General features: G+C 52.1%; 22 protein-coding genes. 9 read left to right on the top strand and 13 right to left on the bottom strand.

Going from position 1 to position 26,755, the window contains the following annotated elements; translation table 11 throughout:
* From GGE09_RS22930 to GGE09_RS22920, 3 genes are all read right to left on the bottom strand, one after another.
* A complete protein-coding gene (locus tag GGE09_RS22930; RefSeq protein ID WP_309748389.1) occupies positions 1-630 on the bottom strand; it encodes a polysaccharide biosynthesis/export family protein in 630 nt (209 codons plus the stop codon).
* A 116-nt stretch (positions 631-746) separates the two neighbouring features.
* On the bottom strand, positions 747-3,182 hold the full coding sequence (locus GGE09_RS22925; RefSeq protein WP_309748388.1) for a tetratricopeptide repeat protein: 2,436 nt from the start codon (positions 3,180-3,182) through the stop codon (positions 747-749).
* A gap of 117 nt (positions 3,183-3,299) precedes the next feature.
* Positions 3,300-3,983: a sugar transferase gene (locus tag GGE09_RS22920; protein ID WP_309748387.1), complete on the bottom strand. Its 684-nt coding sequence runs from the start codon at positions 3,981-3,983 to the stop codon at positions 3,300-3,302.
* A gap of 642 nt (positions 3,984-4,625) precedes the next feature.
* Here GGE09_RS22920 and GGE09_RS22915 point away from each other — a divergent pair.
* The 3 genes from GGE09_RS22915 to GGE09_RS22905 are packed head-to-tail and all read left to right on the top strand — an operon-like array spanning position 4,626 to position 7,920.
* Positions 4,626-5,537: an AAA family ATPase gene (locus GGE09_RS22915; protein ID WP_309748386.1), complete on the top strand. Its 912-nt coding sequence runs from the start codon at positions 4,626-4,628 to the stop codon at positions 5,535-5,537.
* Entirely contained in the window at positions 5,534-7,063 is a 1,530-nt protein-coding gene (locus GGE09_RS22910; protein WP_309748385.1) for a GNVR domain-containing protein, read from the top strand. Before GGE09_RS22915 ends, GGE09_RS22910 begins: the two co-directional genes overlap by 4 nt.
* A 38-nt stretch (positions 7,064-7,101) precedes the next feature.
* Positions 7,102-7,920 carry a CpsD/CapB family tyrosine-protein kinase gene (locus GGE09_RS22905; protein WP_309748384.1) on the top strand — a complete coding sequence of 273 codons (819 nt, stop codon included), beginning with the start codon at positions 7,102-7,104 and terminating at the stop codon, positions 7,918-7,920.
* A gap of 129 nt (positions 7,921-8,049) precedes the next feature.
* On the opposite strand, the gene GGE09_RS22900 is transcribed toward GGE09_RS22905, so the two are convergent.
* Positions 8,050-8,556 (bottom strand): VPLPA-CTERM sorting domain-containing protein, encoded by a 507-nt coding sequence (locus GGE09_RS22900; RefSeq protein ID WP_309748383.1) that lies wholly within the window; start codon positions 8,554-8,556, stop codon positions 8,050-8,052.
* Positions 8,557-8,996: 440 nt separating this feature from the next.
* Between GGE09_RS22900 and GGE09_RS22895 the strand changes: the two genes are divergently transcribed.
* Entirely contained in the window at positions 8,997-9,872 is an 876-nt protein-coding gene (locus GGE09_RS22895; RefSeq protein ID WP_309748382.1) for a glycosyltransferase, read from the top strand.
* Positions 9,873-10,036: 164 nt separating this feature from the next.
* Positions 10,037-10,999, top strand: coding sequence for a nodulation protein NodZ (locus tag GGE09_RS22890; protein WP_309748381.1), 963 nt, complete (start codon positions 10,037-10,039; stop codon positions 10,997-10,999).
* On the opposite strand, the gene GGE09_RS22885 is transcribed toward GGE09_RS22890, so the two are convergent.
* From GGE09_RS22885 to GGE09_RS22870, 4 genes are all read right to left on the bottom strand, one after another.
* Positions 10,996-11,958, bottom strand: a complete 963-nt coding sequence (locus GGE09_RS22885; RefSeq protein ID WP_309748380.1) for a glycosyltransferase family 2 protein — start codon at positions 11,956-11,958, stop codon at positions 10,996-10,998. The two genes, GGE09_RS22890 and GGE09_RS22885, sit on opposite strands and share 4 nt — an antisense overlap.
* 99 nt (positions 11,959-12,057) lie before the next feature.
* Positions 12,058-13,524 carry an O-antigen ligase domain-containing protein gene (locus GGE09_RS22880; RefSeq protein WP_309748379.1) on the bottom strand — a complete coding sequence of 489 codons (1,467 nt, stop codon included), beginning with the start codon at positions 13,522-13,524 and terminating at the stop codon, positions 12,058-12,060.
* Positions 13,525-13,567: 43 nt separating this feature from the next.
* On the bottom strand, positions 13,568-14,812 hold the full coding sequence (locus GGE09_RS22875; protein WP_309748378.1) for a right-handed parallel beta-helix repeat-containing protein: 1,245 nt from the start codon (positions 14,810-14,812) through the stop codon (positions 13,568-13,570).
* A 482-nt stretch (positions 14,813-15,294) separates the two neighbouring features.
* Positions 15,295-16,698, bottom strand: a complete 1,404-nt coding sequence (locus GGE09_RS22870; protein WP_309748376.1) for an oligosaccharide flippase family protein — start codon at positions 16,696-16,698, stop codon at positions 15,295-15,297.
* Between the two features lie 275 nt (positions 16,699-16,973).
* Here GGE09_RS22870 and GGE09_RS22865 point away from each other — a divergent pair, with 275 nt between their 5' ends.
* Positions 16,974-18,110 carry a Coenzyme F420 hydrogenase/dehydrogenase, beta subunit C-terminal domain gene (locus GGE09_RS22865; protein ID WP_309748375.1) on the top strand — a complete coding sequence of 379 codons (1,137 nt, stop codon included), beginning with the start codon at positions 16,974-16,976 and terminating at the stop codon, positions 18,108-18,110.
* A 20-nt stretch (positions 18,111-18,130) separates the two neighbouring features.
* On the top strand, positions 18,131-19,315 hold the full coding sequence (locus tag GGE09_RS22860) for a polysaccharide pyruvyl transferase family protein (protein ID WP_309748374.1): 1,185 nt from the start codon (positions 18,131-18,133) through the stop codon (positions 19,313-19,315).
* 67 nt (positions 19,316-19,382) lie between these two features.
* Here GGE09_RS22860 and rfbB read toward each other — a convergent pair whose 3' ends face one another.
* From rfbB to GGE09_RS22845, 3 genes are all read right to left on the bottom strand, one after another.
* Positions 19,383-20,423 (bottom strand): dTDP-glucose 4,6-dehydratase, encoded by a 1,041-nt coding sequence (rfbB, locus tag GGE09_RS22855; RefSeq protein ID WP_309748373.1) that lies wholly within the window; start codon positions 20,421-20,423, stop codon positions 19,383-19,385.
* Complete coding sequence (rfbC, locus tag GGE09_RS22850) at positions 20,420-20,992, bottom strand: dTDP-4-dehydrorhamnose 3,5-epimerase (protein ID WP_309748404.1); 573 nt, start codon at positions 20,990-20,992, stop codon at positions 20,420-20,422. The genes rfbB and rfbC overlap by 4 nt, the downstream gene beginning before the upstream one ends.
* A 292-nt stretch (positions 20,993-21,284) precedes the next feature.
* Complete coding sequence (locus GGE09_RS22845) at positions 21,285-21,980, bottom strand: VPLPA-CTERM sorting domain-containing protein (RefSeq protein WP_309748372.1); 696 nt, start codon at positions 21,978-21,980, stop codon at positions 21,285-21,287.
* 288 nt (positions 21,981-22,268) lie between these two features.
* Here GGE09_RS22845 and rfbD point away from each other — a divergent pair, with 288 nt between their 5' ends.
* A complete protein-coding gene (rfbD, locus tag GGE09_RS22840) occupies positions 22,269-23,150 on the top strand; it encodes a dTDP-4-dehydrorhamnose reductase (RefSeq protein ID WP_309748371.1) in 882 nt (293 codons plus the stop codon).
* Entirely contained in the window at positions 23,147-24,028 is an 882-nt protein-coding gene (rfbA, locus tag GGE09_RS22835) for a glucose-1-phosphate thymidylyltransferase RfbA (protein ID WP_309748370.1), read from the top strand. The genes rfbD and rfbA overlap by 4 nt, the downstream gene beginning before the upstream one ends.
* Positions 24,029-24,074: 46 nt before the next feature.
* On the opposite strand, the gene GGE09_RS22830 is transcribed toward rfbA, so the two are convergent.
* Positions 24,075-25,169, bottom strand: a complete 1,095-nt coding sequence (locus tag GGE09_RS22830; protein WP_309748369.1) for a ParB N-terminal domain-containing protein — start codon at positions 25,167-25,169, stop codon at positions 24,075-24,077.
* Between the two features lie 3 nt (positions 25,170-25,172).
* Entirely contained in the window at positions 25,173-26,627 is a 1,455-nt protein-coding gene (locus GGE09_RS22825) for an AAA family ATPase (RefSeq protein ID WP_309748368.1), read from the bottom strand.
* Positions 26,628-26,755: the final 128 nt, after the last annotated feature.

The raw sequence follows: 26,755 nt of genomic DNA, 5'->3' as shown, positions 1-26,755 counted from the left end.
TTACTCGAACAAACGTCGTTCGGGCACAACAATGACATCCCCGGCGCGCAGCACAATTGCCCCATCAATACGCCCGCCTTTTTCAACGGCACGGAAATTGAACGGGAAGATGTATTCTTGCCCGCTTTGGGGGTCACGGCGGCGCAGTTGAATGCGCTTGGTTGCCGCGAACTTTCCAAAGCCGCCGACTTCAGCGAAATATTGCAAAAGCGTGGTATCCCGTGCCACATCCAATTTTCCGGGCTTGTTCAAAGCACCCAACCCGTAAACCGCGATCGTCGGTTGGGCTCTTGTGCCACCCGCGCCCGCGGCTCTGCGCTCTCCAAGGGTGGAAACGGTTGTAAAAACATTCGGGGGGGCGGCAAAATTAGAGGCCAATCCCGCCTGTAAAGCTGTGCTTATATCGGTGACCGAACGCCCCGCCACACGAATTGTGCCCGCGAAAGGAAAGGAAATGTTGCCATCTGGCAGAACCAGAACCTGCCGGTTCAAGCTGGAGTCTTCCAGAACCTCAACCGCAAGGACATCGCCAACGCGAACCTTATAAGAGCTTTGCGCGATGGCTGCCGTGGTCACCATTACGATCAAAACCGCCGCGCCCACCGCCGTATTCAACACTGACCTGAACATGACTATATTCCTCTCTCAAAAACGCGCCCACCAAGACGGGTTTTACCAAACTATAAGCAGTAAAACTGCTGTTATATTAATTATGAATACGCAACCGTATCTCCACTGCAACAGCCCTAATTCCCGGATGACCCCGAGGTCAGCCGAGCAAGCTCCACTTTGGCCGCCGCAATCTCTGGGCGGGGGTCAGGGACCCTGGCCAGCTCCAGCGTTTTTTGCATTTGCTCAATGGCATCTTCCGGGCGGTTCAACGCAATATAAAGCATCCCCAGATGATAGTTGACTGTCGGATCCTTTAGCCGGCCATCTGCCGCAGGTTCCAGGTGCGACAGGGCTTCTTCATAGTCCCCGCGGCGATAGGCAATCCAGCCGTAGGTGTCCTGAAAGTAAGGCTCGTTTGTACCGCGCAGACGTTTGGCAATAACATACGCCCGTTCCAGAGCCTCAGGCTCATCGGTATAATTGGCCATCAGGCTGGCCAGATTGTTGGCTATAACCAGATTGCTGCTGTTAAGGGCATAAAGCTGTTCATAGATCGCAATGGCGGCGGGAACCTCCCCGGCGGCCTCCAGGCTAGAGGCTTTCATCCATTTCAATGTTGCGCTGTCGGGCAGGGCAGTCATGCCTTGTTCCAGAGCCAGTTTCGCCTGATCCGGCTTGTTCGAGCGTTGCAAGACCGCATAAAGTTCGCGCCAGATGGTTTCTTGCTGATCGTCCTGCTGTAGAAGATCACGGTAGATTTCGATGGCTTGATCTGCATCCCCTGTGGTTTCCAACAATCGCGCCTTGAGGGCTCTAAAGACCGGACTGTCCGGATATTTCTGCAAAGATTCATTGATTTTGCTCAGGGCTTCCGCAGGCTTGTTGTTCAGGACATGGGTCCGGATGATTGCCAGACGCACCCCTTGGTCATCTTCACCTGTCTGTGCCAGACCTTCCAGAAAACGGATCACTTCATCGCCGTGGTCCTGCGCCTGTAGCAGCCGCAGCTTCAGGTTGGTGGCAATGGATTTGGCATTTTCCGATGGCAGGCGCGCAAGAGTCTCGGAAACTTGCGTTGCACGCGCGATATCATTGATCTTGATGTATATATTCCCAAGAACTTCCAGGATTTCCAAATTGTTCGGCGCCAGACGCAGGGCGCTGATCAAGACACCTTCAGCGGGCAGGCTTTTATCGTCAGCCAATAAGAAGCGGGCGTAGAGCAAGCTTTCTTGTGGCGCGTTGTTGGATGTCTCTACGGCCAGTGACAGCATTTCACCCACCAAGTCTTTGCTGCCGTCCCGTTCATAAGCGCGGGCCATAAGCGTCATTAACTGGGCGTCTTGCGGGCTTTGGGCCAGTGCAGTTCTCAATAACAGAATTGCATCATTGGTTTGATCGCCATCAATCAACCATCCAGCCTTCAGCTTCATCGCATCAATCTGTGTGTTGTCTTCAACAAGCACCTCTTCGACCAATTCACGCGCACCGACCAAATTGCCCACAGACCAACGAATGCGCGCCAAGGTCACCTTAATTCTGCGCGTTTCATCCGAAGCTTCGGCCGATGCAAGAAGGTCTTCCAGTTCCGCAATTGCAGTATCGGTCTTTCCAGAGTCAAAATTCAGACTGGCGCGTAAGGCCCGGTAAAACCCGTTATTTTCTTCCGAGGCGATAATCCGTTCAACCTCTGCAAGGGCAATATCAGTGCCTTGTGTCGTGACCAGAAAGCGGATCAGGTCCGCTTTGCCTGTCTCTCCTTCGGCCTCGGCGTATGTACGCAAGAAGGCCTCGGCTTTTTCCATTTCATTGCGCGACATATACCAACGCAGCAAGGTCGCGCGGATATCCGTATTTTCGGGAAACAGATCAATCATCTTTACAAGTTGTTTTTCAAGGGCATCTGTGTCGCCCAACTGATTGAATAAAGACAATTTAATCTGGTGAAGATTGATCTCGTCGGCATGCAACAGCAGCGCGTCATCGACCTCTTTCAAGGCAGCCCGGGTATCCCCGGCCCGCAGGAAACCCTCAAGAATAACCCGTCTTGGATTAAGGCTTTCTGGCGCAACATCCTTAAGGATAATGGCCTCATCTATGGCGGCCTGTTCGGCTTGTTTGTCTTTGCTCAGCAGGGCATTTCGAAAATCCAGCCCGTTCACCACAACCCGAACCCGGGGATCCGTCGGCGCAAATTCCAATGCAACTTTGGAATGGCGTTCAACCTCGCCCCAGTTCATGGATTTGAGGGCCATTTCAGATAAGGCGATACGACCTTCGACATCATTTGGATAAAATTCAACATGGCGCAGGTATTGGCCATAGGCTTCTGCAAACTTGCCTTGTTTATAAACGGTCTTTGCATAAAGCAGGCGGGCTTCTCTGTGGGCGCCGTTCAGCTTGAACACATTGCGCAATTCAACAAGGCCCCGATCAGCATCGCCCTGCTCAATCAGTTCCAGACCCTGCAGAAAATGTTTTTGAGCGCGTTCTTCCGCAGAGTCACAGGCCGTTAACAGGCTAAGAAATAAGAGTGAAACCGCCAAAGTGGCGAGTTTTTTCAAAGACATCTGGTTGGTTCCATTCTAACGCAAAAATGGTTTGCCAACAGTTTCCCGCTGGCAAACACAGACTCGTTTAAACGTATACTGTATTTGGCACATGTCGAACATCAATGACGTTCTAAGTCAGTACCCTGTGCCACGAAGAACCACGCCGAAGGTTTTCCAAATAACTTTCACGTCGGTTTTCAAAGATAGGTTCAGATCATATCTGAGATCAAAAATGGCGCGGCTTTTGAATTCGCTGGCATTGCGTTCCGACACTTGCCAAGGACCTGAAATTCCGGGTTTCAAACGATAGTAGGCTTTGCCCGGATACAGATCTTCTTGATCACACATCATAGGACGGGGACCGATTAACGACATCTCACCAAGCAAGACGTTGAAAAGCTGGGGCAGTTCATCCAGGGACGTCTTGCGGATAAAGAGCCCCAGTTTGGTGATCCGGGGGTCGTCTTTCAGCTTTTGTGTGCTGTCCCATTCGCGCTTGGCGTCCGGGTTGGCTTCTAGATAGGCGTGCAGATGCTCTTCAGCATTTGGCACCATACTGCGCAGCTTCCACATGGAAAAAAGCGCCCCACCTTTTCCAACGCGTTTTTGACGGAAGAAAGGGGCGCTGCCATCCAAGGACACAAAGAACGCAAGTATCAGGATCACGGGCAGCGTAAAGAAAAGTGTAGCGCCCACAACCACGACATCCAATATACGTTTTCCGAAATTTCGGTACAGACCCGTCTGTGGAATAAAGTCGATTACAGCCTCTACAGGTTCGGCTGTCTCTTCTACAAAATCGTTAAAATTTACAGTCATCTCTACTTACTGGAAAAATTCCAGCACCCTTTAATTATTACAAAATATCTAAAAAAACCCCCGTCCCCCAAAGACGATCGTTTCAGCAGCAGACGCATATATCACGCATAGAGTGCGAAACCTTACGCATAGTGAGACTAGCATATGGAACCGTGAATGAATAATTAATTCCACATTTCTGCCACATTTAGGCACTGATTATATTGAGTAATTCTGAATGCCCAATAAATATGGGCGATATTGTGGCACCTCTCGCAAACACGGATTATCCAAGGTATTAACGGCGTTAACTAATTCAACCTAATGGTGTTCTGCGGAGTTTCAGCCACCCCCGTTTTTTGGGATGCCGCCCCCCACAGGGCCTTCCAAGACGAATCACAATCAGGATTTTCTGCCCGTTGGGCGACCCGCCCCCCAAAATGCGCCCATCGCTTACCAAACCGTTTTACACACCCAAAGCCCCGCCAAAATGCGTGATAAACTATTTGTTTTCATTCCATTGGTGGAATTAGGGGATGCAATATTGTGTCAAAACCTATATCACAAACTCGCTGGCAAAAGCTGGCCGCGTATCCTGTAAGGGGCGCCTTCCCCCTGTTGCCCCTACTGTTTGAGGGCCGATCAAAAAGCAGCCAAGACAGTATGTCTGAACATGAATTTTACACAGATTTTTTCAAGCTACGGGAGCGGCCTTTTACGCTGCTTCCTGACCCGAGCTTCATCTTTTGGACGGACCACCACAAACGGGCATTTTCTGTGCTGCAATACGGGATCATGTCCCGCGCGCCGATCACCCTGATGACAGGCGAAGTCGGGGCGGGCAAAACCACTCTGGTGCGCAAATTCTTACTTGAAGCCGCCGATGATCTGACCATCGGCCTGATCTCCAATGCGCAGGGCGGGCGGGGCGAATTGTTGCAGTGGATTCTCAACGCACTTTCGCAACCCGTCACCCCGGGCGCCAGCTATGTCGAGATGTTCCAAAGCCTGCAAGATTTTATGATCGCCGAATATGCCGAAGGACGGCGGGTGGTTCTGATTATCGACGAAGCCCAAAATCTTTCGGTCGAAGGTCTCGAAGAACTGCGTATGCTGACCAACGTCAATTCCGACAAGGACGAGCTGGTGCAACTGGTTCTGATTGGCCAGCCTGAATTGCGCGAGCTCACAAGACGTCCGGAATTACGGCAGTTCGCACAACGTGTGGCAGCCAGCTATCATCTGCCCGGCATGAGTATTAAAACCGTTGCCGATTATATTGCACACCGGCTGATCACTGCGGGGGGAACGGGGAATGAATTCACCTGGCTAGCCTGCGAAAAGATTTTCAAAGCAACAAACGGCACCCCCCGCCTGGTCAACCAACTTTGTGATTTCTGCCTCATTTATGCATCTGTTGACCAAAACGAACTCGTTCTGGCCAGCACGGTAGATGACGTATTGGCGGGCGGAATGTTTTTTTCTGACCTCACTAATGACGTAAAAGCGACGGATACTATGCAAGACCCCAAGGGTGAAACCGCGCCAGTGCCCCATAAGGACCACGATGAATGAATTTCGACCTAAAATATTATTTATCCATATTCTTTCGACGGTTTCCGATTTTCTTCATTGTCACAGCCCTTTTCTCGGTCGCTGCAGTTTCGACCGCCTATATGCTGCCGACCAACTACCAGACACAGGCAACCTTGCTGGTTGAATCCGCGCAAATTCCGGATTCCCTTGCCGCATCCACAGTACAAACCAATGCATCCGAGCAATTGCAGATTTTTGAACAGCGGATGATGACCCGCGCCAATCTGCTGGACATTGCCAACTCACGACAGGTTTTTGCTGATGGGCGCCAGTTAACACCAGATCAGATCGTCAGCGAGATGCGCCGCAAAACCGTTATTCGCAGAAGTGGTGGCAGCGGTCAGGCCACCCTGATGACAATCACATTCAAAGCAACCGATCCGGTTGTGGCAGCCCAGGTTACAAATGACTACGTCACACTGCTTTTGCGCGACAGTATCGAATTCAGAACCGATAAAGCCGGCGACACATTAAGCTTCTTTGAAGAAGAGGTGGCCCGCCTGAATCAGGATCTGGATGCCCAGAGCGAGAAAATCCTGAACTTCAAAAACGCCAACAGCGATGCTTTACCGGAAGAATTGGAATATCGTCTTGGCCGACAAAGCCTGCTGCAAGAACGCCTGTCCCAGTTGCAGCGCGAAAAAACATTGTTAGGCGAACAACGGACGCGGCTTGTCCAGATTTTTGAGGCAACCGGAAACGTCGATATTGAAAGCAACCGCAGACTCACGCCTGCAGAACAAGAATTGCGCAGCGCACAAGACGAACTTGAACAAGCTCTCACTGTTTATTCCGAAGAAAATCCGCGCGTTAAGTTGTTGCAGGCCAAGGTTGCCCGACTTGAAAAAGCCTTGGGTGGTGCTCCCGTCGATGATGGCTCTGATACAAGAGCAACCTCCCTTTTGGACATCCAGTTATCCGAAATCGACACACGGCTGGAATTTGTTGCGGATCAGGCCACACAAACAGCGAACGAACTGGAAAAACTGCGCACAGCGATTGAAAAGACACCGGCCAATTCCATAGCCCTGGACGCGTTGCAGCGAGATTATGAAAATGTTCAACTTCAGTATAACAGCGCGATAAACCGCCTTTCCACCGCCGCAACGGGGGAACGTATCGAAGTCTTGTCCAAAGGCCAACGAGTCAGTGTTATAGAACAGGCTGTCACCCCGACCGAACCCACCTCCCCCAATCGGCCTTTGATTGCAGGGGGCGGGACATTCTTTGGTATTTTGGCCGGGATCGGCGCGGTATTTCTGCTGGAAATGATGAACCGCTCTGTGCGGCGGGCCACCGATCTGACCCGAAGTCTGGGCATTACGCCTCTGGCGACCTTTCCTTACACGCGCACACCACGCCAAGCTGCGCAGCGCCGTGCCATTATTGCCGCCGCGACCCTTGTGGTTATCTTGGGTATACCGGCACTGCTTTATTTTATTCACACCTTCTACCTGCCTTTGGATCTTATTATCGACCGGATCACCAATCAGGTCGGCCTGTAATGACCCGGTATAACACCAGAAAATCATAAGAGACCCCCATGGAAAAACTGCAAGCCGCCATAGAACACGCAAAAAACAAGCGCGCAACACAGCCCACCACCGGGTCTGCGGGTGTCACCAAGGAAGCTCTGCCCCAAAGCAGTGAGATAACGCAAAACGCTTGGGCTGCTCTGCAACCCTTTGCCCCAAAAGGCAAAATTTTGCGGAAAAACCGTATCCTCACGGCTGAAAACAACGATGATACCACCTATTATGACATGCTTCGGACACGGATTTTACAACGTATCCGGCGCGAAGGCTGGAAGCGTATCATGATTACCTCGCCAGACAGTGGCTGCGGAAAATCCACAATTTCCAGCAACCTCGCCATGAGCTTTGCGCGCAATTCCGAAATCCGCACCATTCTCATTGATCTGGATTTACGACGCCCTTCAATCGGCCGTTTCTTCGGACACCAAAGCCTTGAAAGTTTTCATGACGTTCTGCGGGGGCAGGAAACTTTTGAAGACCATGCCGTACGGGTCGGACAAAACCTCGCGATCGCAACCAATCGCACAGCCGCCCGCCATTCATCTGAACTATTGCAGAGCGAAGGGGCCATAAAAATGTTGGATGACATCGAACAGAAATATCAGCCCGATATTATGCTGTTTGACATGCCTCCGATGCTTGGCAGCGACGACACACATGCATTCATGCAGCAGGTCGACTGTGCAATTCTGATCACAGCCGCCGAGGATACTGCGCTTGAAAATATTGACAGCTGTGAAAAAGATCTGGCCGAACATTTACCGGTTCTCGGCGTTGTTCTGAACAAATGCCGGTATATGGAGCAAGAAATCGGCTACGCGTATTAACGACCCGTCACATAACGCGTTTCCAAAAACCTGAAATCACCGCCGTCTTTGAAGGTCACAGGCAAGCCCCCTTCAAAACAAAAAAGGGCCAGCTAATAGCCGGCCCTTTTCTTAGAATTTTTGTTCGACTTAAGCGGCTTGTTTACGACGACGCGCAAAGCCCAAACCACCAAGTGCTGTCAACAACAGCAACCCACCAGCTGGCAGAGGGATAGTTCCTACAACATCAAAGTTGACGTTTGCATCACTTATCGTTCCAGCGCCCCAAGACAGCTGAAGATACTGTGTCAAATTGGGCGCCGTAAATGTTGTTGCCAATCCGTTAAGCCCTGCCGTCACGATGACCGAGTTAAGAACTGTAGACATATCCGAAGCAAGCCAAGATATCGTCAAAGTATCAAATGCACTCACATGACCGCCAGTTACTGCAGCGGTAAAGTCACCAACGGTTGGGTCAACCGATGAATAGAAACCAGCAATAAATGACCCAACACCACCTACACCAGAATCTGCATTTCCTAAGAAGACAGGCGCAGAAAGAATGTCATGGCTGGCACCTTCAGTAATTGTCGCAGCGTTTGCCGACAACGGTGCAAGCACAAATGCGATCGCGCATATTAGAGATTTTAAATACATAATTTTCCTCGTTATAAATATAGTGCCATTCCCACCGATGGCATATTTTACTAATTATATTCTAGCAGATGCCGCCCCAAAGAACAGTGTCTCCTGTGCAAATATGACAAAAAAAAGGCAAATTTTAGGCACTCAACCACCCTACAGGTTGCTCCACGAGCAGGCCTACATCCTAGCGTTGTGTCACTGTTTCCACACTGGAAACAAACGGGTTTTCTAAGGTGCGGGTCGAAATGATTCTTTAGACAATTTTCTAATTTGCGGGAGTTTCCCAACACGCTGACGACGGATACAATGGCCAACACAGCGCCTGAAACCCCGTCCCCCCAAACAAAGCCGTAATGTGCAATCCTTGTTGCGCTTGCCCACAAACACCTTCATCTTTTTGCAGAATTCGCGGCGGACCGCCCACATTTGATATTACACACTTTGGAGCCTCTATGGATTACCTCTACGCCGTTATCATTCCCCACTATAACGACGTCACCCGACTGGAACGGTGTCTGGATGTGCTGGCCCGTCACAAGCGGGACGATACCGAAATAGTGGTGGTCGATAACATGTCGACGGCCCCCTTGGCGGACACAATTGCAAAGTTCCCCAGCATCCGCTTTCTGTTTGAACCCGGCAAAGGCGCTGCACTGGCCCGCAATACCGGGGTGCGCGAAACCACAGCCCCGACCCTGTTCTTTATAGATGCCGATTGCCTGCCTGCCGAGGATTGGCTGGAAACCGCGACACGCGTCTACAGCCAGGCTGATCTTGTCGGCGGGCGGGTGGATGTCTTTGATGAAACCCCGCCCCCCCGCAGCGGGGCCGAGGCCTTTGAGGCGGTTTTTGCCTTTCCAATCCAATCTTATATTCGAGATCAGGGATTTACCGTAACGGCAAATTTGCTCACCCGGCGTGAGGTCTTTGAGGATGTCGGGTTTTTTCGAAATGGCCTGTCCGAAGACCTCGACTGGTGCCAAAGAGCGAAGGCCAAAGGTTACAATCTGGTTTACGTTGATGATCTGGCTGTCTGCCATCCGTCACGGCAAAACGAGGCGGCCCTAAAGCATAAGTGGCGGCGGGTAACACAGGAGCTATACGCACTAAACGGCACCTCTATACCTGCGCGGATGCGGTGGGCAGCCCGCGCATTGGCCATGCCGCTCAGTGCCGTGGCTCATACGCCAAAGGTACTGCGGAATAGTCAGTTGAATGGGGCTGGGGAAAGATGGCGTGGGTTGGTCACACTATACCGTTTGCGCAGTTTACGCGGCTTATGGATGTTGGGGCAGGCAGCAGGATCAGTTTTCAAGCCTCGCGATTAAGAGCTGAAGGCGAACGCCATGTCACCTCCATGCGCTGAACCATTCAGAGGCTCTGGCTTGATCATAGCAGATGAAAGTTCACGAATCATATTCGAAGTAGAAGTAAGTCTGTATTAGTCTGGGCGGTCCAGGTTACCGATTCTGCGTAAAATAGGGATAAAACATTGGAAAAAACGCTATTAATCAAAGGCAAGGGAGGTTTGGGAAACCGTATTCTTTCAGCCGTGTGTGGCCTAGTTTTCGCCGACTTGACCGGCCGAGCCCCTGTAATAGATTGGCGTGACGGCAGCTATGCACCAGCTGGTGAAAACGCCTATCCACTGCTGTTCAAACCCCCTATCATGCAACAAAGCGAAACCTACGATGACGATACGAGCCAAGTATCGCCTGCGATCTGGACGGGTTATTTGGCGCGTACTCCACAAGAGATGATTGACGACTTCATTCCAGACAGCCATTCCAGCCCTATCGGTTATAGACGCTTATGCACCGATCTGCGCCGTCTTGATGCGCCCGAGAATCTTGCTATATTTTGGGCATACCTACCAAAGTTTGGACGATTGGCGCGGCACATGCGGCGTGACCCGCGTTTTGTGGGTCGGTCGCAAGCAGCAATCATTGGGGAGTATCTTGAACGGTATTTCACCCCCAATGATCGTGTCTTATCAGAAGTCGGCAGCATGGAGGCCCAGCTTGGATCACCATGTATAGGTGTGCATATCCGCTATACCGACCGCAAGGTGCCGCTACACCGGATCAAGGATACCTTACGAAAGCGGCTACGTAGTATGCCCGACGCGCGGATATTCTTAGCGACCGATAACAGCAATGTCCAAACCGAGATGATGACCGAATTTACAGGTATCCATCACATTCCCAAATACCTAGCCGAAGACGGCGCACGACTACATTGGCCCTCGTCAGTAGCCGAAAAAGTGCGGGAGGCTGAAAACGCACTCATTGACATGTGGCTCCTATCGCGTTGTGATCACTTGATCTATTCGCGTCATTCGACCTTTTCGGTCACAGCATCTTATCTGGGCAACATGTCCCGTACGCAGTTGGATGATGTGGACCGGTTTTCGCCCAAAATCGTCGCCAAGCGCCTCATCCAGAACTACATCTAATACCCCGACAGCCACTCGGAACGGCAATCCCACAAGTACTTCCAACGTTCCGCACTTTTTCGAAGGCGTGGATGCGATGACCGTGCAAATGGACGGGTGACTATAAAACGCAACAAAGACCATAACCACATCAAGAAAATGCCAAGATGCACCTGCCAGCTGGGCCAGTGATCCTTGACCAACGAAAGGCGCGCCTTCATCACTGAAACAGCCTTTTTGTCGTTCTTTTTGGTAGAGGCCCCTACAATGTGCATGATTTGCGCAGTTGGCGTGATCATAGGCCGCCATCCCAATGTGCGGGCACGCAGACACAAGTCAGTATCTTCGCCGTACATATAGTATTTCAGGTTGAACCCTCCTAGTTCGTCCCAAAGCGATCGAGTGATCAGCAATAAGCATCCCACGACGACGTCAACCTCGCGAACACTATCGCGTTTCCAACTCCCGTAGGTTTCAGGATTGAAAAACTCAGATTTAGGAAACAGCGTACTCATTCCTAAAGCACGAAAGAACAGGCTGCGCGGGGTCGGGCGTGCCAAACAAGATCCGATGTTTAGCGATCCGTCTGGGAAGACCGTTCGACCTCCCCAGATACCGCCTTGGGGCTGAGATTTGGCAAAATCCATCAGCGCATCAATGGCGCCTGCGTGAGTTTCAGTATCTGGATTCAGTAACAAAAGATAAGGTGTGGTACTTTTCGCTGCAACGACATTATTGGCCCGGGCAAAGCCTAGATTATCGGGTGAAGCGATAACCTCCACTTGTGGAAAAGCCGTAGCGATAGCCTCGGCAGAACCATCTTCGGAGGCATTATCAAGAACGACACACTGGAACTGCGTACGGTGAGTGTTGGCGTAGAGTGTCTCCACCGCTTTTAACGTCATATCGCATGTATTATAGCTAACGATGATTACCGTCAGTTCCGCATCAACCGACACCGTCGGGGGGGTAGTACACAAAACAAAATCTCCAATCACTGCAAATGAATTTTGAACAAAGCCAATACATACTCACCAATGCCATTCGGAAACGATCTTGTCGAGACGCGATAACAAGGCCTACCTACGAACAAAACGATGAGGCGCCCGTGCCTGAGATCTGGCCGCATTAGGGAACCGAGTGTATTTCCTATTTGCACGCTGCCTCGCGTCGCCTTTTTCGCCTCCCACAATAGGAACAATATCGCTATCATTTTTAGGTTGAGCCGTAATTAACCAAATTCCAGCGCCAAAAATGAAGAATATAAAAGAGTATATGCTAGTCCAGACATGAACAGTGCTAAGTGTAAAACTGAGTCCCAGAAAGGTGAATACCCAAGCGCGCCGGAACTGGACTAGCACTTGGTCATTTTCAAAATTGCGCCGCATGACCCGGGCCAAGCCAATAACATAACCCAGAGCAATAAAGGCCACTCCAGGAAGCCCATAGCGCACCGCCATCACAAGCCAAAAATTATCCATACTGCCAGAATACATATAATGTGGCCGCACCCAGTCATTCAACCCAATCCCAAAAAGCGGGCTGCCGATCACACCTTTTTCGGCACTGCCAATGACGTTGGCTAAACCCCAGTCGAAAATGATACCGCGCCAATAGGCCGTATGGGCGGAAAAGGTTGCATAGCTCATGAATACCTTAATTGGCGTTCGATTTGATAGAAGATCAATAGAAATATACGCCATCACAAAAAGGCCAACGAGCAACCACCAGCGCATTTTTATTCCGTCGAATGTCCATGCCCAAAAAATCAGCCCTATTTGCAAAAGGATTGCAAGTAAGACCCCACTGGACAGAGCCAGAAACCCACAGGCAACAATCAACATGCCGCTTAAAACGCGACGCGCATTGCCCACCTGACCCCACATTCCAACATAAAAAAGTGAAAATATAACGGAACAAAACAACCCGTAGTGGATGGGGTGAGCAAAGACTAACTGCACCCGTTCCAAACCCAATCGAGCCGTTGAATGATTGACGGCATAGCTTGTTAGACCAGGAATCTTGCGGATAATTTCGATTATCAACGGCCGCCCGGTCAAGGTTTCAAAAAGAATAAATGGTAACGAGCACAACACAATCAACATTAATGTCCGACAAAGAGCGCCAAAAGCTTCAGGTGTGCGGATGTAGGCTCGGCCAACGACATACCCACCAAGGAACTCGATAGCTGCCGCTCCTATATTTTCGACCACTCGATCCGGGCTATTCACAACAAGAGCTATCGTGGCCCAGACGATGTGCAAAATGAACAATACATCAATTAAAAGTACCTTACCATACTTCCCCAGAAGCAGCCGAACTATCAACGGCATGATCACTGCGATCAGAAACAAACGCAAAGATGTCATGTAGAGTGGGCCAACCCGAAACCCAATTGGCAAAACGATCACTAACAAATAGAGCAAGACTGGTACTGGTAGCCTGTCCTTGTTCATCTTACCCAGCGCAGGCACAGGCAACTTGGGGATATGTTCAGTTGCAGTCAAAATCTGATCTATCTTTTTAAAAGCATGATTGAGTTCCAATGCCTAGAGCGTTTACACCATAAACGCGACCTTTTAGATCCGGCTACAGCACCGGTTGCTGCGCGCCCAACCCCATGCCATCCAAAGGCCCTCCCTTACGGGGTACAAACGCTTCAGGTTGGCTAGGATCACTCAGTACGGTTGAATCAAAGACGTAACCGTAAAACCCTGCTTTACCGCGCTCACTGTCCTGGGCAAAAAAGTTATCATGGACACTCCAGCCCAGCTGACCATCGTAACCGTCAATCTTACTGGTGATATTACGCGACAATTCGACATTGCGGGAACTGCCCTTGACACGAATCTGTGGTATCCAAAGTGTTTTATTTTTCCTCTTCCCCTCAGATCGAAAATTACGCACGACAGTATTATTCTGGATGATTAACCCGTCCGTTTCGCCCACCGTGATACCATGCAGATGGGCGTTGATGATCATGTTGTTCTTGATCGTGACATTACGATAAAACATCTCATGTCCAGCTAAACCCCGATCGACCATCTCGTTTCGCATAAAAATTGACTGTGTATACCACCCTTTCCCTGAATTGAGCAGGTTGTCGCGAATGGTGATATTGCGCGACGGCGACTTGGTGCCATTGGTCCAGAATTGAATCATATCGGCATGATCCTCGGAATCCACAGATCGGGTAAAATCGTGGATATGATTTTTCTCGATTAGCACGTCCGAGACTTCTGTGAAATTCATGCCATCCATGCGAAGAGAGTGCATGTTTGTACCACGCACAACCACATTTTGGCTTTGGCTAATAACGGTACCACGATAGAAATTGCGAATTTCATTACCTTCCAAAGTTATGTCTGACGAAAATCGAACCCCTAGTCCGAAAGCAGTTGAAAACCCGTCATCTGTGACACCACCACCCCGCCACAGATCGCCATCGAATAGGCTATTGCGGATCATGACGCCTGTGCTGGACAGTATCTGGAATGGGCGTAGGTATTTTTTATCGCCGAGCTGGTAAGTATAATCAAAGACCACGCCATCGATTGTCACGTTACTCACATTACGTAATACCATGCCCGAGAACCGAGCCGGACGAGTTGGATCGGCAGATCGCAGTACCAACGGAGCTTTAAGATCACGTACTGACAATAGACCATAGTCGCCAGAGGCAAGCGTGATTTCCCTGCCCTTGGATGCGGCTGCAAGGGCCTGCTGTAACTCTACCATAGTGGTGACTTTATGAAGTTCGCCCGCACTGACACAACAGCCAACACAAGTGACCATCATGACCAAGCCGCTCATAAACACTCTGATCCTATCCATATCCCGCTCCTGTGAAAAAGGCTGTACTCATGGTCAACATACAGGATCTAAGAGGCTTGTAGAGAGCCACATCCTTATAACCCATGATAAGATCAGGTACCACGAGCCAAACCAACAAAGAAACCGACGGCAGAATCCTCAACTGCGTACGGACTGAGATCGGTATACGTGCATCAGGTGAAATTTGCGCCAGACGCGCGACATAAACGTCGCTTTCATGGCCACCTTAAAACGGGTCTCCTAACAGAATTTCTGAGGAGGCAACTGACACCTCACCTCGGGAAAGTTTATCCAGACGTGGCCCGAGCAGATCGCGCATCCCAGCAGGATCAAACCTGAAACCGTGTGGTCGAGTAATATAGTGGAAGACTAGCAATCTGACGGTAGCCATGGCTCGACGCAAACAACCGACGCTGCATCCAAGTCGTTACAGTTTTATGGTAACCGGCGTGAAAAAGAATGGGATGTCAAAATCGGGGGCCTCAGAGTCTGTTGTGGCGTATCGTGATATATTGGCGTGTCTCTTTCATAAAAGCAAAAGCGACCACTAAAAGCAAAAGCAACAAGCCCCCTGCCATCCCCGAAGAGAGATATTCATAAAAAGACGTCCAGACGGCGCATCCAAGAAAAATGGCACTGAACAGAATTGGCGCGCGCATCGGGCGCAGGAACACGCCAGGCTTGTGCGCCACCAAAACTAGGGACAGGACATAACCCATCGCTTCCCCTGCAATAGCAATAGCAATTACAATGGGCACGTTTGCCCCTTGAGACACAGCATACCACGCCAGTGGTAATGTGGCGATCCGTATCAAATTGGCCTGCATCATATTGCTGGTGTGACCGCATGCCAACGCAACAACGGCACTGCCCGTTTTGGCAACACGGAGGGCTTGCATAATCGCCAGCGGGACCAAGAGTGGGACCAGCGGCAAATATTTTGGCCCTAAAAGGCTCTGCACCAGAGGGCCACCCAGCAGGAAAACAGCAATGACCAACAATATTCCCATGACAAGACTTATTTGCATGATAACCATCGCCAGAAACTGTAATTGAACGCGCCCGGTATCCGTTTTGCGGTCTACGGCAGAAAGCTGCGGCAGAAAGAAACTCTGTACTGACTTGGCCATCACTAGCGTCGGCGTCAACGTCAGCGTAAAGCCCATGGCAAAGATAGCTAGGGTTTCGATCCCCAATTCCCGCCCTACGATCAGCTTATCGCCCTGAAACACACCGAACAGCAGGATGCCATTGACCAGCAATGGCCAGCCGAACCGCAGAGATTGCACCATGATCGCACGATCCAATATTAACCGGTAAGGTCGTTGTGCCACAAAATGCGAAGTAACAGCCGTCATCATCGCCTGAACGATAATGGCATAGAGCATCACCTTGTAATCGCCGTAAAATATCACGAGTGGCCAAAGCGCTATTAGTGAGAGCAGTGCAGGCATCGCTCCTGTCAGGATCACCGGCCAAAAGACCATCGACCGGTTTAAGCGGTGTATGTCGAAATGGGTCAGCGCATTTAACACCGGCACCAAGGCCATTACGCGATACGCCCAAGCGGCTTGGGGGATGTTCAGGAAATCAGCCAACGGCCCAGCCAAAACGAATAGGGCCACGCCTGCAACCACGCCACGTAGCACCTGAAATCCCTGCAGTGCCGCCTGAAATCGCTGACCTTCACCATCTTTGGCTTGTACGATCTGTTGTTGCAAGCCAAGCTGTGACATCATTTCAACTACAGCCATGGCGATGGCAAAAGTCGCTGCAATTCCATAGTCGGCCACTGGGATCAGCCGAGCCACTAACAAATTTCGAACAAGTAACAAAAGTGCGGCAGCGGCGTTGCCGGACAAAATCAGAAGAGCAGTTCGGAACATACTGCGACAGGCCTTTCGTCAACGCCATAAAAGAAATGCGCACTTCCTTTTTTCGCGTTCCCGCAGAATGGTCAAGCATTATGGGGAGAAAATAGGTGCGCTCAGCATTGTTTCATCTTAGAAAGCAATGGAATACCCGCTCAGATCGAAAATATAATATGTCAGACCTGTCCGCCCCCACAACCCAGAAAAGCCAATCCTTGGCCCGCGTGGCACGTGGTGATCTCTGTGCGGGGTGCGGAGCTTGTGCGACGTTGGCGCAAGGCAAGATCGAAATGACCTTGACCGAGCCTGGTTTTCTGCGCCCACACCAATCAGCAACACTCAGTGCTGTTGAAGAAGCTGATATCGCCGCCGTTTGCCCTGGCCTTGGTCAACGCGTGCAGGCGAAAGGGCAACCCAATCCAGTGTTGTGGGGCCCACACCGAGATGTGGTGACAGGCTGGTCCACTGACCCCGACCTCCGTTTCTCTGGGGCATCTGGCGGCGCGCTTTCGGCGTTGCTGGTACATCTTTTAGATAGTGATACAGTCGATGCCATAGTACAGACTACTGCCGCCGCCGATCTGCCTATCGGCAACACCATTGTCATTAGCACCAACAGAGAAGACATTCTAAAGGCAGCAGGATCACGCTATGCACCTTCTGCGCCATTGGCGGACTTGATTGAGCTGATCGCCGAACACAAAGCGTCTGGCCGCCGTTTCGCAGTTGTAGGAAAACCTTGCGACGCAGCTGCTCTACGCGCGATGTGCAGTCGTGATCCTGTTGCCGCTGCAGCCTTTCCCGTGATCGTGTCGTTCTTTTGCGCTGGCGTCCCATCCCACAAGGGAGGTGAACAGATACTTACGGCTCTTGGCACCGATCTGACTGCCACCGCGCAGTTTCGTTTTCGCGGTAACGGTTGGCCTGGGCACGCCACAGCTACTGACCATGAAGGTACCAAACGCACAATCAGCTATCATGAGAGTTGGGGTAAAATTCTGTCCAAACATGTACAACATCGCTGCAAACTCTGCGCTGACGGCACCGGAGTGGCTGCCGATATAGTTTGTGCCGATGCTTGGGAAAGTGATGCTGCAGGATACCCAATATTTGACGAGGCCCCAGGGGTCAGCTTGATTGTTGCCCGCACCGACCTAGGGACAAAAATCGTCGCGGCAGCACGCGCAGCCGGTCGAATTGAAACAACTTCTTTTGATATTTCTGATCTAACCGCGATCCAGCCTGGGCAACGTGAACGACGGCGCGCACTGCTTGCACGCCTTCTTGGGCAGCGCCTAGCAGGCCGGCCCATACCTCGGTACGAAGGCTTGCAAATTGCTGCTGCAGCGCGGCAAAACCCTTTACATCGTAACCTACGAAATTTTCTTGGTAGCCTGCGTCGCGCTCTACGGCTCACCCAACACTGATCAATGGACATTAAAATTCTATGACCTTGCGTATTTGCCTTATCCTGCATTCTACCCGATCTGACAATCTGGGCGTAGGGGCGCTGACTGCCTCCGAGGTCGCGATATTGCGCGATATCGGCTCCCAAATCGGGCAACCCATTGAGATAACAGTCTTAGATTGGAAAGATGTCCGCGATCCCTACGTCACTGGACCAGATATCAAGGTCATTGATCTGGACCGCTCAGCGATGCTCAACCCACGGGGATATTTCGCCACAGCACGACGCTCGGACCTAGTAATCGATATCGGAGCGGGTGACAGCTTTGCCGACACCTATGGATCTCGGCGGCTAAAGCGGATGTTTTGGTTGAAATACCTGACCCATCTAGCGGGCACACCATTGGTAATGGCACCACAAACAGTGGGTCCATTCACCAAAGGTTGGACCAAAGTGCTCGCGCGACTGTCAATCCGGCTGTGCAAAGTGGTTGCTACCCGCGATCAAATGTCCACCGACGCTACCCGCGCTTTAGGGCGGAAAGACATAATTGAGGCTTCAGACGTTGCGCTGCTGTTACCATTTTCCCCCCCTGCCCCCCGAACGGGCCATAGCCGAGTTAAGATCGGGATCAACGTGTCAGGCTTATTGATGGCCGGAGGATATACCGGCAAGAACCAATTTGGCCTAACGATGGATTATCCAAGCCTAATCCGGGATCTTATCACTTATTTTCAATCCCACGCAGACGATTGTCAGGTGTATTTGGTTCCACATGTAATCGTACAATCAGGCCCGATGGTCGATGAAGACGATTATCGGGCCTGCGAAGTTTTAGCAAAAGAATTTCCCAACACGGTACTGGCACCAGCTTTTGGTACACCGTCTCAAGCCAAGACCTATATCGCTGATCTCGACTTCTTTATGGGCGCACGGATGCACGCCTGCATCGCGGCGCTTTCATCGGGTGTACCCGTGGTACCTATGGCCTACAGCCGTAAGTTCGAGGGACTGTTTGGGTCGCTTGGGTATACCCGCACGGTCGACTGCACAACCCAATCAGCAGAGGACATCTTTACCACTATCGTGCAAAGCTATGCTCAACGCGCCACTTTGAAACAAGAAACCGTCACGGCATTTACAAGAGGTCGCGAAAAACTGGGAGCATACGAGGTTGCCCTGCGCGAAATCATTGAGGGCATTGTCGGTGATCGCGACCTTTGAAGATCGTAACCTTTCATCCTATTCTGCCGGTCGTCAAATAAAATAGGGTACAGCACTCTTTTTTCCTTCAGGCCGTAACGCCCAACCTCTGCCCAACGCCTTGGCGATCCTGCAACGTGCGCCACCAGTCTTCATTGTCCAGATACCATTGCACCGTCAGTTCCAGCCCTTGATCCACCGTCACAGATGGCCGCCAGCCCAGTTCGGTACGGATGCGGGTGGGGTCTATGGCGTAGCGCAGGTCGTGGCCCGGGCGATCGGTGACATAGGTGATCAGGCTGGCATAGGGGTTTGCCGCGGGGCGTTTCCCATCCAGGATGGCGCAAATTTTATGCACCAGATCGAGGTTGGACACCTCGTTTTCGCCGCCGATGTTATACGTCCGCCCCAATGCGCCCTTTTGCGCTACGGTCAACAGCGCATCGGCGTGGTCTTCTACATAAAGCCAGTCCCGCACGTTTGAGCCATCGCCGTAAATCGGGATCGGTTTCCCCGCCAGTGCATTCAGGATCACAACCGGGATCAGCTTTTCGGGGAAATGATAGGGGCCGTAATTGTTAGAACAATTGGTCACAACAATCGGCAGGCCATAGGTTTCACCCCAAGCGCGTACCAGATGGTCTGAGGCGGCCTTGGAGGCCGAGTAGGGGCTGTTCGGAGCATAGGGCGTGGCTTCGGTGAACTGGCCGGTTGCGCCCAGCGTGCCGTAAACCTCATCTGTTGAAATGTGGTGAAAGCGAAAGCTGGCCGGCTGACTGGCGGTCATCCAAAATGCACGCGCCGCTTCAAGCAGGGTATAGGTGCCAGTGACGTTGGTTTCGATAAAGGCACCCGGTCCGTCGATCGAGCGGTCCACATGGGATTCCGCTGCCAGATGCATGACCACATCAGGGCTGTGGGTTTCAAACACCCGATCAAGGGCGTCCCGGTCGCAAATATCAACCTGTTCAAACACATATTCCGGCGCATTTGAGACAGAGGTCAGATTTTCAAGACACCCCGCATAGGTCAGCTTGTCCACATTCACCACGCTGTGCCCCGCCGCAATGGCTTGTCGAACAACCGCTGATCCGATGAACCCAGCGCCGCCAGTGATTAAAAGTTTCATGCCTGTGCCTCATCATAAACAAACGGGCTCTCAAACTCGGCAAAGCTCTGTGCTGCTGAATCCTTGTCTGACAAAACCGCATCTGCGCGCCCGATCCCCCAATCAATCCGAAGGTCAGGATCATCAAAGGCCACCGATCCATCACAGTCAGGCGCATAAACATCCGAGCATTTATAAAGAACCTCTGTGTCTGGTTCCAATGTTACAAACCCGTGGAGAAACCCCTTTGGAACCAGCAACTGACGTCCGTTTTCTGCCGATAATTCCACTCCAACCCAGTTCCCGTAATGGGGCGAACCTTTGCGTATATCTACAGCCACATCCAAAATGCGCCCGGCCCCCACGCGTACCAGTTTATCTTGAGCATGGGGGGGGGATTGATAATGCAATCCGCGCAGCGTGCCTACATCCCGTGATAATGAGTGGTTATCCTGCACAAATGTCATATCAAGCCCAGCTTTGGACATTGCCTGAGAGTTATAAACCTCACTGAAAAACCCCCGGTCGTCGCCGAAGCGTTTGGGGGTCAAAATCAAGACATCGGGTAGGTTTGTGGGTTCGATATTCATATGTAGCATAAGTTCCAAAAGAGGCTAACGAACGTTAGCTTATACAATAAATAGGGAGGGAGAGTTTTAGAAAGTATACAGTCAAAATCTGTATCGTCTGCGAAAGTAAAAGGTGGGTTTTCACCCATTCTTAACTGGATACAATCCATTCAATCTGACCCCAAAACTTTTACAAATAGGTGGCGTAGGATAGATACCTAACAAATTAAGTCTGTCATAACAGCACCAAAAAACAAAAAAGGCACCCAGTCAGGATGCCTTTTGAATTCTATTTCAGACACTTCTGTGTCGTTCAGGATTTTTTCTTTGACCGGCGGCGTATCGCGCCCAATGCGCCAAGGCCGCCGAGCAGCAGCAGGCCCGCGGCTGGCAGTGGGACAACCGTCGCCATTACCAGATCTTGTCTTTCGCGGTCATCGGCATCCAGGAAGTTCACGTTGTACCGATTGACACCATCCCATGTTTCCATCGCCGCCAAGAATTCCTTAGCCCGTCGTTTCGTCGAATAGGTGTCTGCAGATCCGATCCGAGAGCCGCTTCTCAAAGACAGTGGACCCGCTGTGGTTTCATAAGCCGCTTCCCACAATGCAAGCTGGAACGCTGCGGCGTCCTTGTTGCTATACACATTGACCATAGAGTAGCTGGCATCATAAAGCTTTTCGACATTGCTTCTTTGCAATGCCGTCAAAACCCGATCAACCTGATACGGATCGACGTTATTGATCACGTAATTTTTACCTGTCTGCAGCGTTCCGGCCAGGTCCAGACAGAAGGCAACAAAATTGGTGCCAAGCCCCAGAACGTTGCCGGTATCTTCCATCTTAAAGCCGCCGGCACTGCCAGTGTACTTCAAGGTGCCAGATGGATTGCTGTCCACTGACACCGTTTGTTGACCGGAAAAGCCATTAAACTTCAAGATTGCCGCCGAAGAACCCGTTGCAAATGCAGCCAAGGCTCCCGCTAAAATAGTTGTCTTGATAATATTCATTTTTACACCCAATCCCTTACTCTACCAAATGCCCAGATTAGCCTAATTTTTGGAAATATGTCAGCTTTTTGTCAAAAAAGGGACGAATTCGGGCATTTATGCCCCTTTTTCGCCGCGATCCCTCAACTCGAGCGAGAGTCTTCCAGCAATCAAAATCACACAGGGTAGTGCGGCTTGGTTCCCCCACCCGACCCCTCTCAAAACCACGGCCCCGATTCGTGACCCCATAGACACGTAAGGGCTGCTTTTGATCCGTACTCCATTGAAAATTCGCCACAGACTCGCAAGGTGCAGATCATGAACATTATTATTTTCGGCCAGACCGGCCAAGTCGCATTAGAACTTCAGCGTATCGCTGCCCTTCAAAACGTAACACTGACGGCCCTGCCCCGAGCCGTCGCTGATCTTGGGGATCCAGACGCCTGCGCGACCCTCATTGCCAGCACAGATGCCGATATTATCATCAATGCGGCCGCCTATACGGCTGTCGATCAGGCCGAAACCGATGAAACCACCGCAACCTGCGTAAATGCCACAGCCCCTGGCGCCATGGCGCGCGCAGCGGCGGCGCGGGGCATTCCGTTTTTGCATGTCTCGACGGATTATGTGTTTGACGGCTCTGGTGCGACCCCATGGGCCGAGGATGCCCCGACAGCGCCCCTTGGGGCCTACGGGCGCAGCAAACTGGCTGGCGAGGCGCAGATCACCGCAGCAGGCGGCCCACACGCCATTTTGCGCACCGCTTGGGTGTTCTCGGCCCATGGGAATAATTTCGTCAAAACAATGCTGCGTTTGGCGCAAACCCGAGACGGGATTTCAGTTGTCGCGGATCAGTTCGGCGGCCCCACATCGGCGCGCGCAATCGCACAGGCGCTTTTAACACTCGCAACCGCCTTTCATCGCGGCCAGGGAACATCCGGTATCTTTCACTTTGCAGGGGCCCCGACGGTCAGCTGGGCAGAGTTTGCCACACGGATTTTCAGCCTCGCCGATATTGTGCGCAAACCAACCATCACCCCGATCCCAAGCAGCCAATACCCCACCCCTGCGGCGCGCCCGATGAATTCTTCATTAAATTGCCACAAAATCAAAAGAGTATACGGCATAGAGCAACCGGATTGGGTCACTGAATTGACCGATGTTTTAGCAGAACTGGACCAAAAATCATGACCGCTGTACAGCGCAAAGGTATTATTCTGGCAGGAGGATCGGGCACCCGACTGTACCCCATTACCCATGCTGTCTCAAAGCAGGCCCTGCCCCTTTACGACAAGCCGATGATCTATTATCCGCTGTCCGCCCTTATGTTGGCCCACATCCGCGAGGTGGCCATTATTTCCACCCCCCGCGACCTGCCGACATTTCAGGCCCTGCTGGGGGATGGTTCCGCATGGGGCATGTCGTTTGAATATATCGAGCAACCCTCCCCTGACGGGCTGGCACAGGCCTATCTACTGGCCGAAGATTTTCTGGACGGCGCGCCGTCTGCCTTGGTTCTTGGGGATAATGTGTTCTTTGGCGAAGGCCTGTCCGCAAAGCTGAAATCAGCGGATGCACAGACCACTGGCGGGTCGATCTTCGGCTACCGCGTGGCCGATCCTGAACGCTATGGTGTTGTGGAATTCGATGATAAAGACAATGTGCTGTCCATTGTCGAAAAGCCTGAAAATCCCAAGTCCCCCTTTGCTGTGACCGGGGTGTATTTCCTCGACGGGAAAGCCCCTGAAATGGCCAAACAGGTCAAACCCTCCGCCCGCGGCGAGTTGGAAATCACCGACCTGTTAAACCTCTACCGTGAACACAGCACCTTGCGCGTGGAAAAACTGGGGCGCGGCTTTGCCTGGCTTGATACGGGCACCCACGAAAGCCTGCTGGATGCGGCCGAATTCATCCGCACCATTGAAAAGCGGCAGAACCTTAAAATTGGATGCCCGGAAGAGATCGCCTATCTGAACGGCTGGATTAGCAGGGCTGATTTGCAAAACCTCGCAACGCCGTATCTTAAGACGGAATACGGGCGCTACCTTGACCGTCTCAGTCGGGAATAATCTGCGTCTTTGACAGACGGGTTTCGCATGCGAAACCCGTCGCGCCTTACGCTTCTCCCAGAAGTCTGCGAATTTCCAACATCACGGTTTGAATAATCTCTGGGTTCACGGCATCCCCGTGGAACCGGATCGCATAGCCTGCCGCCGTCTTTTCCGGGGTGATGCTCATGCCGTTTATCAACTGCATCGCTGTGTCCTCATGGGGCTGCGCAGCCTGTCGGGGGCGCCCCCCCCGGCTTTGGTCCCGTTCCATATCGGCGGCGCGGGCCAGCACAGGTTCCAACACGATCCATTCGGCTTTGGGGGTCACCCCCAAGCCTGACGAAAGAGCGCTGCGCAGATCCTCTGTCAGGCCCGCGCGCACAGCGCCCGCGATCTGCAATCCGGCCCGCTCGCTTAGATGTGTGGGAAAGGCCAGAAGATCGCCCAAGCCTTCATGCAGCAGGGCAAAGGACCGGATTTTTGACCGCTTCGCCTTGGACGCCGATTGAAACAAAGCATTCACCGCGTCATCAGCCGAGGAAAACACCCCCTGCTCTGCCGCAATCACTGCAATCCGGCCCCGTTCGTAATGGCTGAGATCGGATCGGATTTCGTTTTCTTCGACCATGGCCACAAAGGCCTCTGATACGTTTTCAGGCTGGCGCAAAAGCGCGCGGATGACTTTATATTTGGGATCCCCCGTTTCCGCGGCCAACATACGCACAGCCTGCAAACGGCGATACCCCGAGACCAGCCCGTATTGTGCATCACCCTTTGGGGTCTTCAGAGCAAAGACCTCAACCGGCAGCCGCAGGCCATGGGTCTTGATAGAGGTTTTCAACTCCTCCATTTCTTCGGTGTTCAAGACAAGCCTGTCGCGGGACATTTCCTCGGCAAGAATAGACTCTGTTTGCAGTTCTTGAACCAATAGACCTTTGTCTTGAGCGGTGCGGTAGCGTTCGGCATCCGCCTGATCCCGGGCCGCCACCACCTGTTGTCCCACAGGCGTCGGGTCAGACAATCGTGCCGCGTCCCCCGCAACCTGTGCAATAGGGGGGCGCGGGGCCGAGGCATCCGGTGCGGTTTCGCGTGCGAAACCATCTTCAAGGGCCTTCAATTCATCGGCACTTGGCGTGTTTACCCATCTGCGTCTTGCCATATCTTATGCCCCCGCCTTTTGCGCCGCAGTCTTTTTCACTGCAGTTTCTTGCCCTGCAGCTTCTTGCTCTGCGGCCTCTTGCGCTGCTGTGCGTTCCGCCTGATCCCGCCACCACGTTCCGATCAATATCTCTTTGAATTCGGCATAGGTCCGGTCAAAGGCTTCGCGGCCCCGCACATAGGTTTCACGATTGAAGTCCCGATAATCCGCTTCATAGATGCCCGCCACTTGTTCACCGGCTTGCCCCACAAGAGCGGTATATTCCTGACGGTGGGCATTCATGAAATCCCCAAGATAGGCTTGGATCAGATTGGCCATGTCCGTTTGTTGATTGGCATCAAAGCGGGTCACGATGGCGCGCACCACATCCCATTCGAACCGGATTTCCGGCAAGCCTGCGGCCCGTAGGTTGGCGTTCTCGCCATCCTCGATAGAGGCGAAGGTCGAATAGAGCATATCGAAAAAACGGCCCGTGGAATCAAACTCAAGGAACGAGGCGCCTAACGGAACCAGCAGAATATCCGCAGCCGCCAAAGCGTTGATCGTCAGATAGCCAAGGGCAGGGGGGGTATCGAGCAGGATAATATCATAGTCATCCAACACGCCTTCCGCTTGCAACCGGCTTGTCAGGGCATCCCACAACGGCCAGCGCCGCAATCCCATGCGCCAGACGGGGATTTGAAACTCCGCCCAGTACAGGTTCAACTGCGCCCCGATCAGATCGATATTTGGCCAATGGGTGGTCTGGATCACATCTTTGACCGAAACCTGCGCCGCCTCACTAAGGGTTTCATCAAGGGGTAAAGGGCTGTCGCCACGGGCGACCCGAACCTCGTTTTCCTGTTCCACATGCAAGGCATAGTCTTTGGCCAGCAGCGGGAAAACCGTGTTCCATTCGTCTTCGACCTGGCCGCCCAAAATGGAGGTCATGGACCCCTGACTGTCCAAGTCGATCACCAGCACACGGTACCCGTCCAGTGCCGAAGACATGGCCAGATGCGCAGCTGTCGAGGTCTTGCCCACCCCGCCTTTGAAATTGGCCACCGCAACGACCTTGGCCGGCAGGCCTTCGGGGCGATAGGGGCGGTATTCTTTATTGGCAGATCCCTCGGCCGCAAAGTGATCCCGCAGGGCCAGGGTTTCTTCTAGCGTGAACCATTTGGTGCCACCGTCGCCCGTGCCTTGTGGCAGGTCAGGATGGGCCTTTAACACGCGCCGTAGATGCGCTGTCGCCACAGGAATAAGATATCGGCAAATTTCCCATGTTGAAAACTTTCGCAAATGTTTACGGCCATCAGGGGACAGACCCCGTTTTGACATATCATCCCGCCCACGACGGGCGAATGCGGCGGCTTTTGCGAATCGGACAGTGTCGATAGGGTCCCCAATACGCCCCGCAGCCCGCTCTGGATCCAGATTAAAATAGGGCGGGATAGGGGTTTCGGAACGTTTCGTCATTTGGGACCTACTCTGTCGAGATGCCTGATTAGTGCAGTGGTTCTCTTAAATATCGCACATCCCATGAAATAAGGGAATTACGAATAACAGGGCTTTTCATATTAGAATTGGCAGAGCTTCTGGATCGG

Origin of the sequence: Roseobacter sp. N2S, assembly GCF_031454055.1 — a bacterium.
Lineage (GTDB): Bacteria > Pseudomonadota > Alphaproteobacteria > Rhodobacterales > Rhodobacteraceae > Amylibacter.
The sequence above is the reverse complement of the archived record's forward strand: the minus strand, read 5'-3'. Positions and strand labels throughout refer to the sequence as shown.

Excerpts from the sequence above, each read along its gene's own strand:
- GGE09_RS22930 (WP_309748389.1), bottom strand. The coding sequence starts at position 630 with ATGTTCAGGTCAGTGTTGAATACGGCGGTGGGCGCGGCGGTTTTGATC.
- GGE09_RS22925 (WP_309748388.1), bottom strand. The coding sequence starts at position 3,182 with ATGTCTTTGAAAAAACTCGCCACTTTGGCGGTTTCACTCTTATTTCTT.
- GGE09_RS22920 (WP_309748387.1), bottom strand. The coding sequence starts at position 3,983 with ATGACTGTAAATTTTAACGATTTTGTAGAAGAGACAGCCGAACCTGTA.
- GGE09_RS22915 (WP_309748386.1), top strand. The coding sequence starts at position 4,626 with ATGTCTGAACATGAATTTTACACAGATTTTTTCAAGCTACGGGAGCGG.
- GGE09_RS22910 (WP_309748385.1), top strand. The coding sequence starts at position 5,534 with ATGAATTTCGACCTAAAATATTATTTATCCATATTCTTTCGACGGTTT.
- GGE09_RS22905 (WP_309748384.1), top strand. The coding sequence starts at position 7,102 with ATGGAAAAACTGCAAGCCGCCATAGAACACGCAAAAAACAAGCGCGCA.
- GGE09_RS22900 (WP_309748383.1), bottom strand. The coding sequence starts at position 8,556 with ATGTATTTAAAATCTCTAATATGCGCGATCGCATTTGTGCTTGCACCG.
- GGE09_RS22895 (WP_309748382.1), top strand. The coding sequence starts at position 8,997 with ATGGATTACCTCTACGCCGTTATCATTCCCCACTATAACGACGTCACC.
- GGE09_RS22875 (WP_309748378.1), bottom strand. The coding sequence starts at position 14,812 with ATGGATAGGATCAGAGTGTTTATGAGCGGCTTGGTCATGATGGTCACT.
- GGE09_RS22870 (WP_309748376.1), bottom strand. The coding sequence starts at position 16,698 with ATGTTCCGAACTGCTCTTCTGATTTTGTCCGGCAACGCCGCTGCCGCA.
- GGE09_RS22865 (WP_309748375.1), top strand. The coding sequence starts at position 16,974 with ATGACCTTGACCGAGCCTGGTTTTCTGCGCCCACACCAATCAGCAACA.
- GGE09_RS22860 (WP_309748374.1), top strand. The coding sequence starts at position 18,131 with ATGACCTTGCGTATTTGCCTTATCCTGCATTCTACCCGATCTGACAAT.
- rfbB (WP_309748373.1), bottom strand. The coding sequence starts at position 20,423 with ATGAAACTTTTAATCACTGGCGGCGCTGGGTTCATCGGATCAGCGGTT.
- rfbC (WP_309748404.1), bottom strand. The coding sequence starts at position 20,992 with ATGAATATCGAACCCACAAACCTACCCGATGTCTTGATTTTGACCCCC.
- GGE09_RS22845 (WP_309748372.1), bottom strand. The coding sequence starts at position 21,980 with ATGAATATTATCAAGACAACTATTTTAGCGGGAGCCTTGGCTGCATTT.
- rfbA (WP_309748370.1), top strand. The coding sequence starts at position 23,147 with ATGACCGCTGTACAGCGCAAAGGTATTATTCTGGCAGGAGGATCGGGC.
- GGE09_RS22830 (WP_309748369.1), bottom strand. The coding sequence starts at position 25,169 with ATGGCAAGACGCAGATGGGTAAACACGCCAAGTGCCGATGAATTGAAG.
- GGE09_RS22825 (WP_309748368.1), bottom strand. The coding sequence starts at position 26,627 with ATGACGAAACGTTCCGAAACCCCTATCCCGCCCTATTTTAATCTGGAT.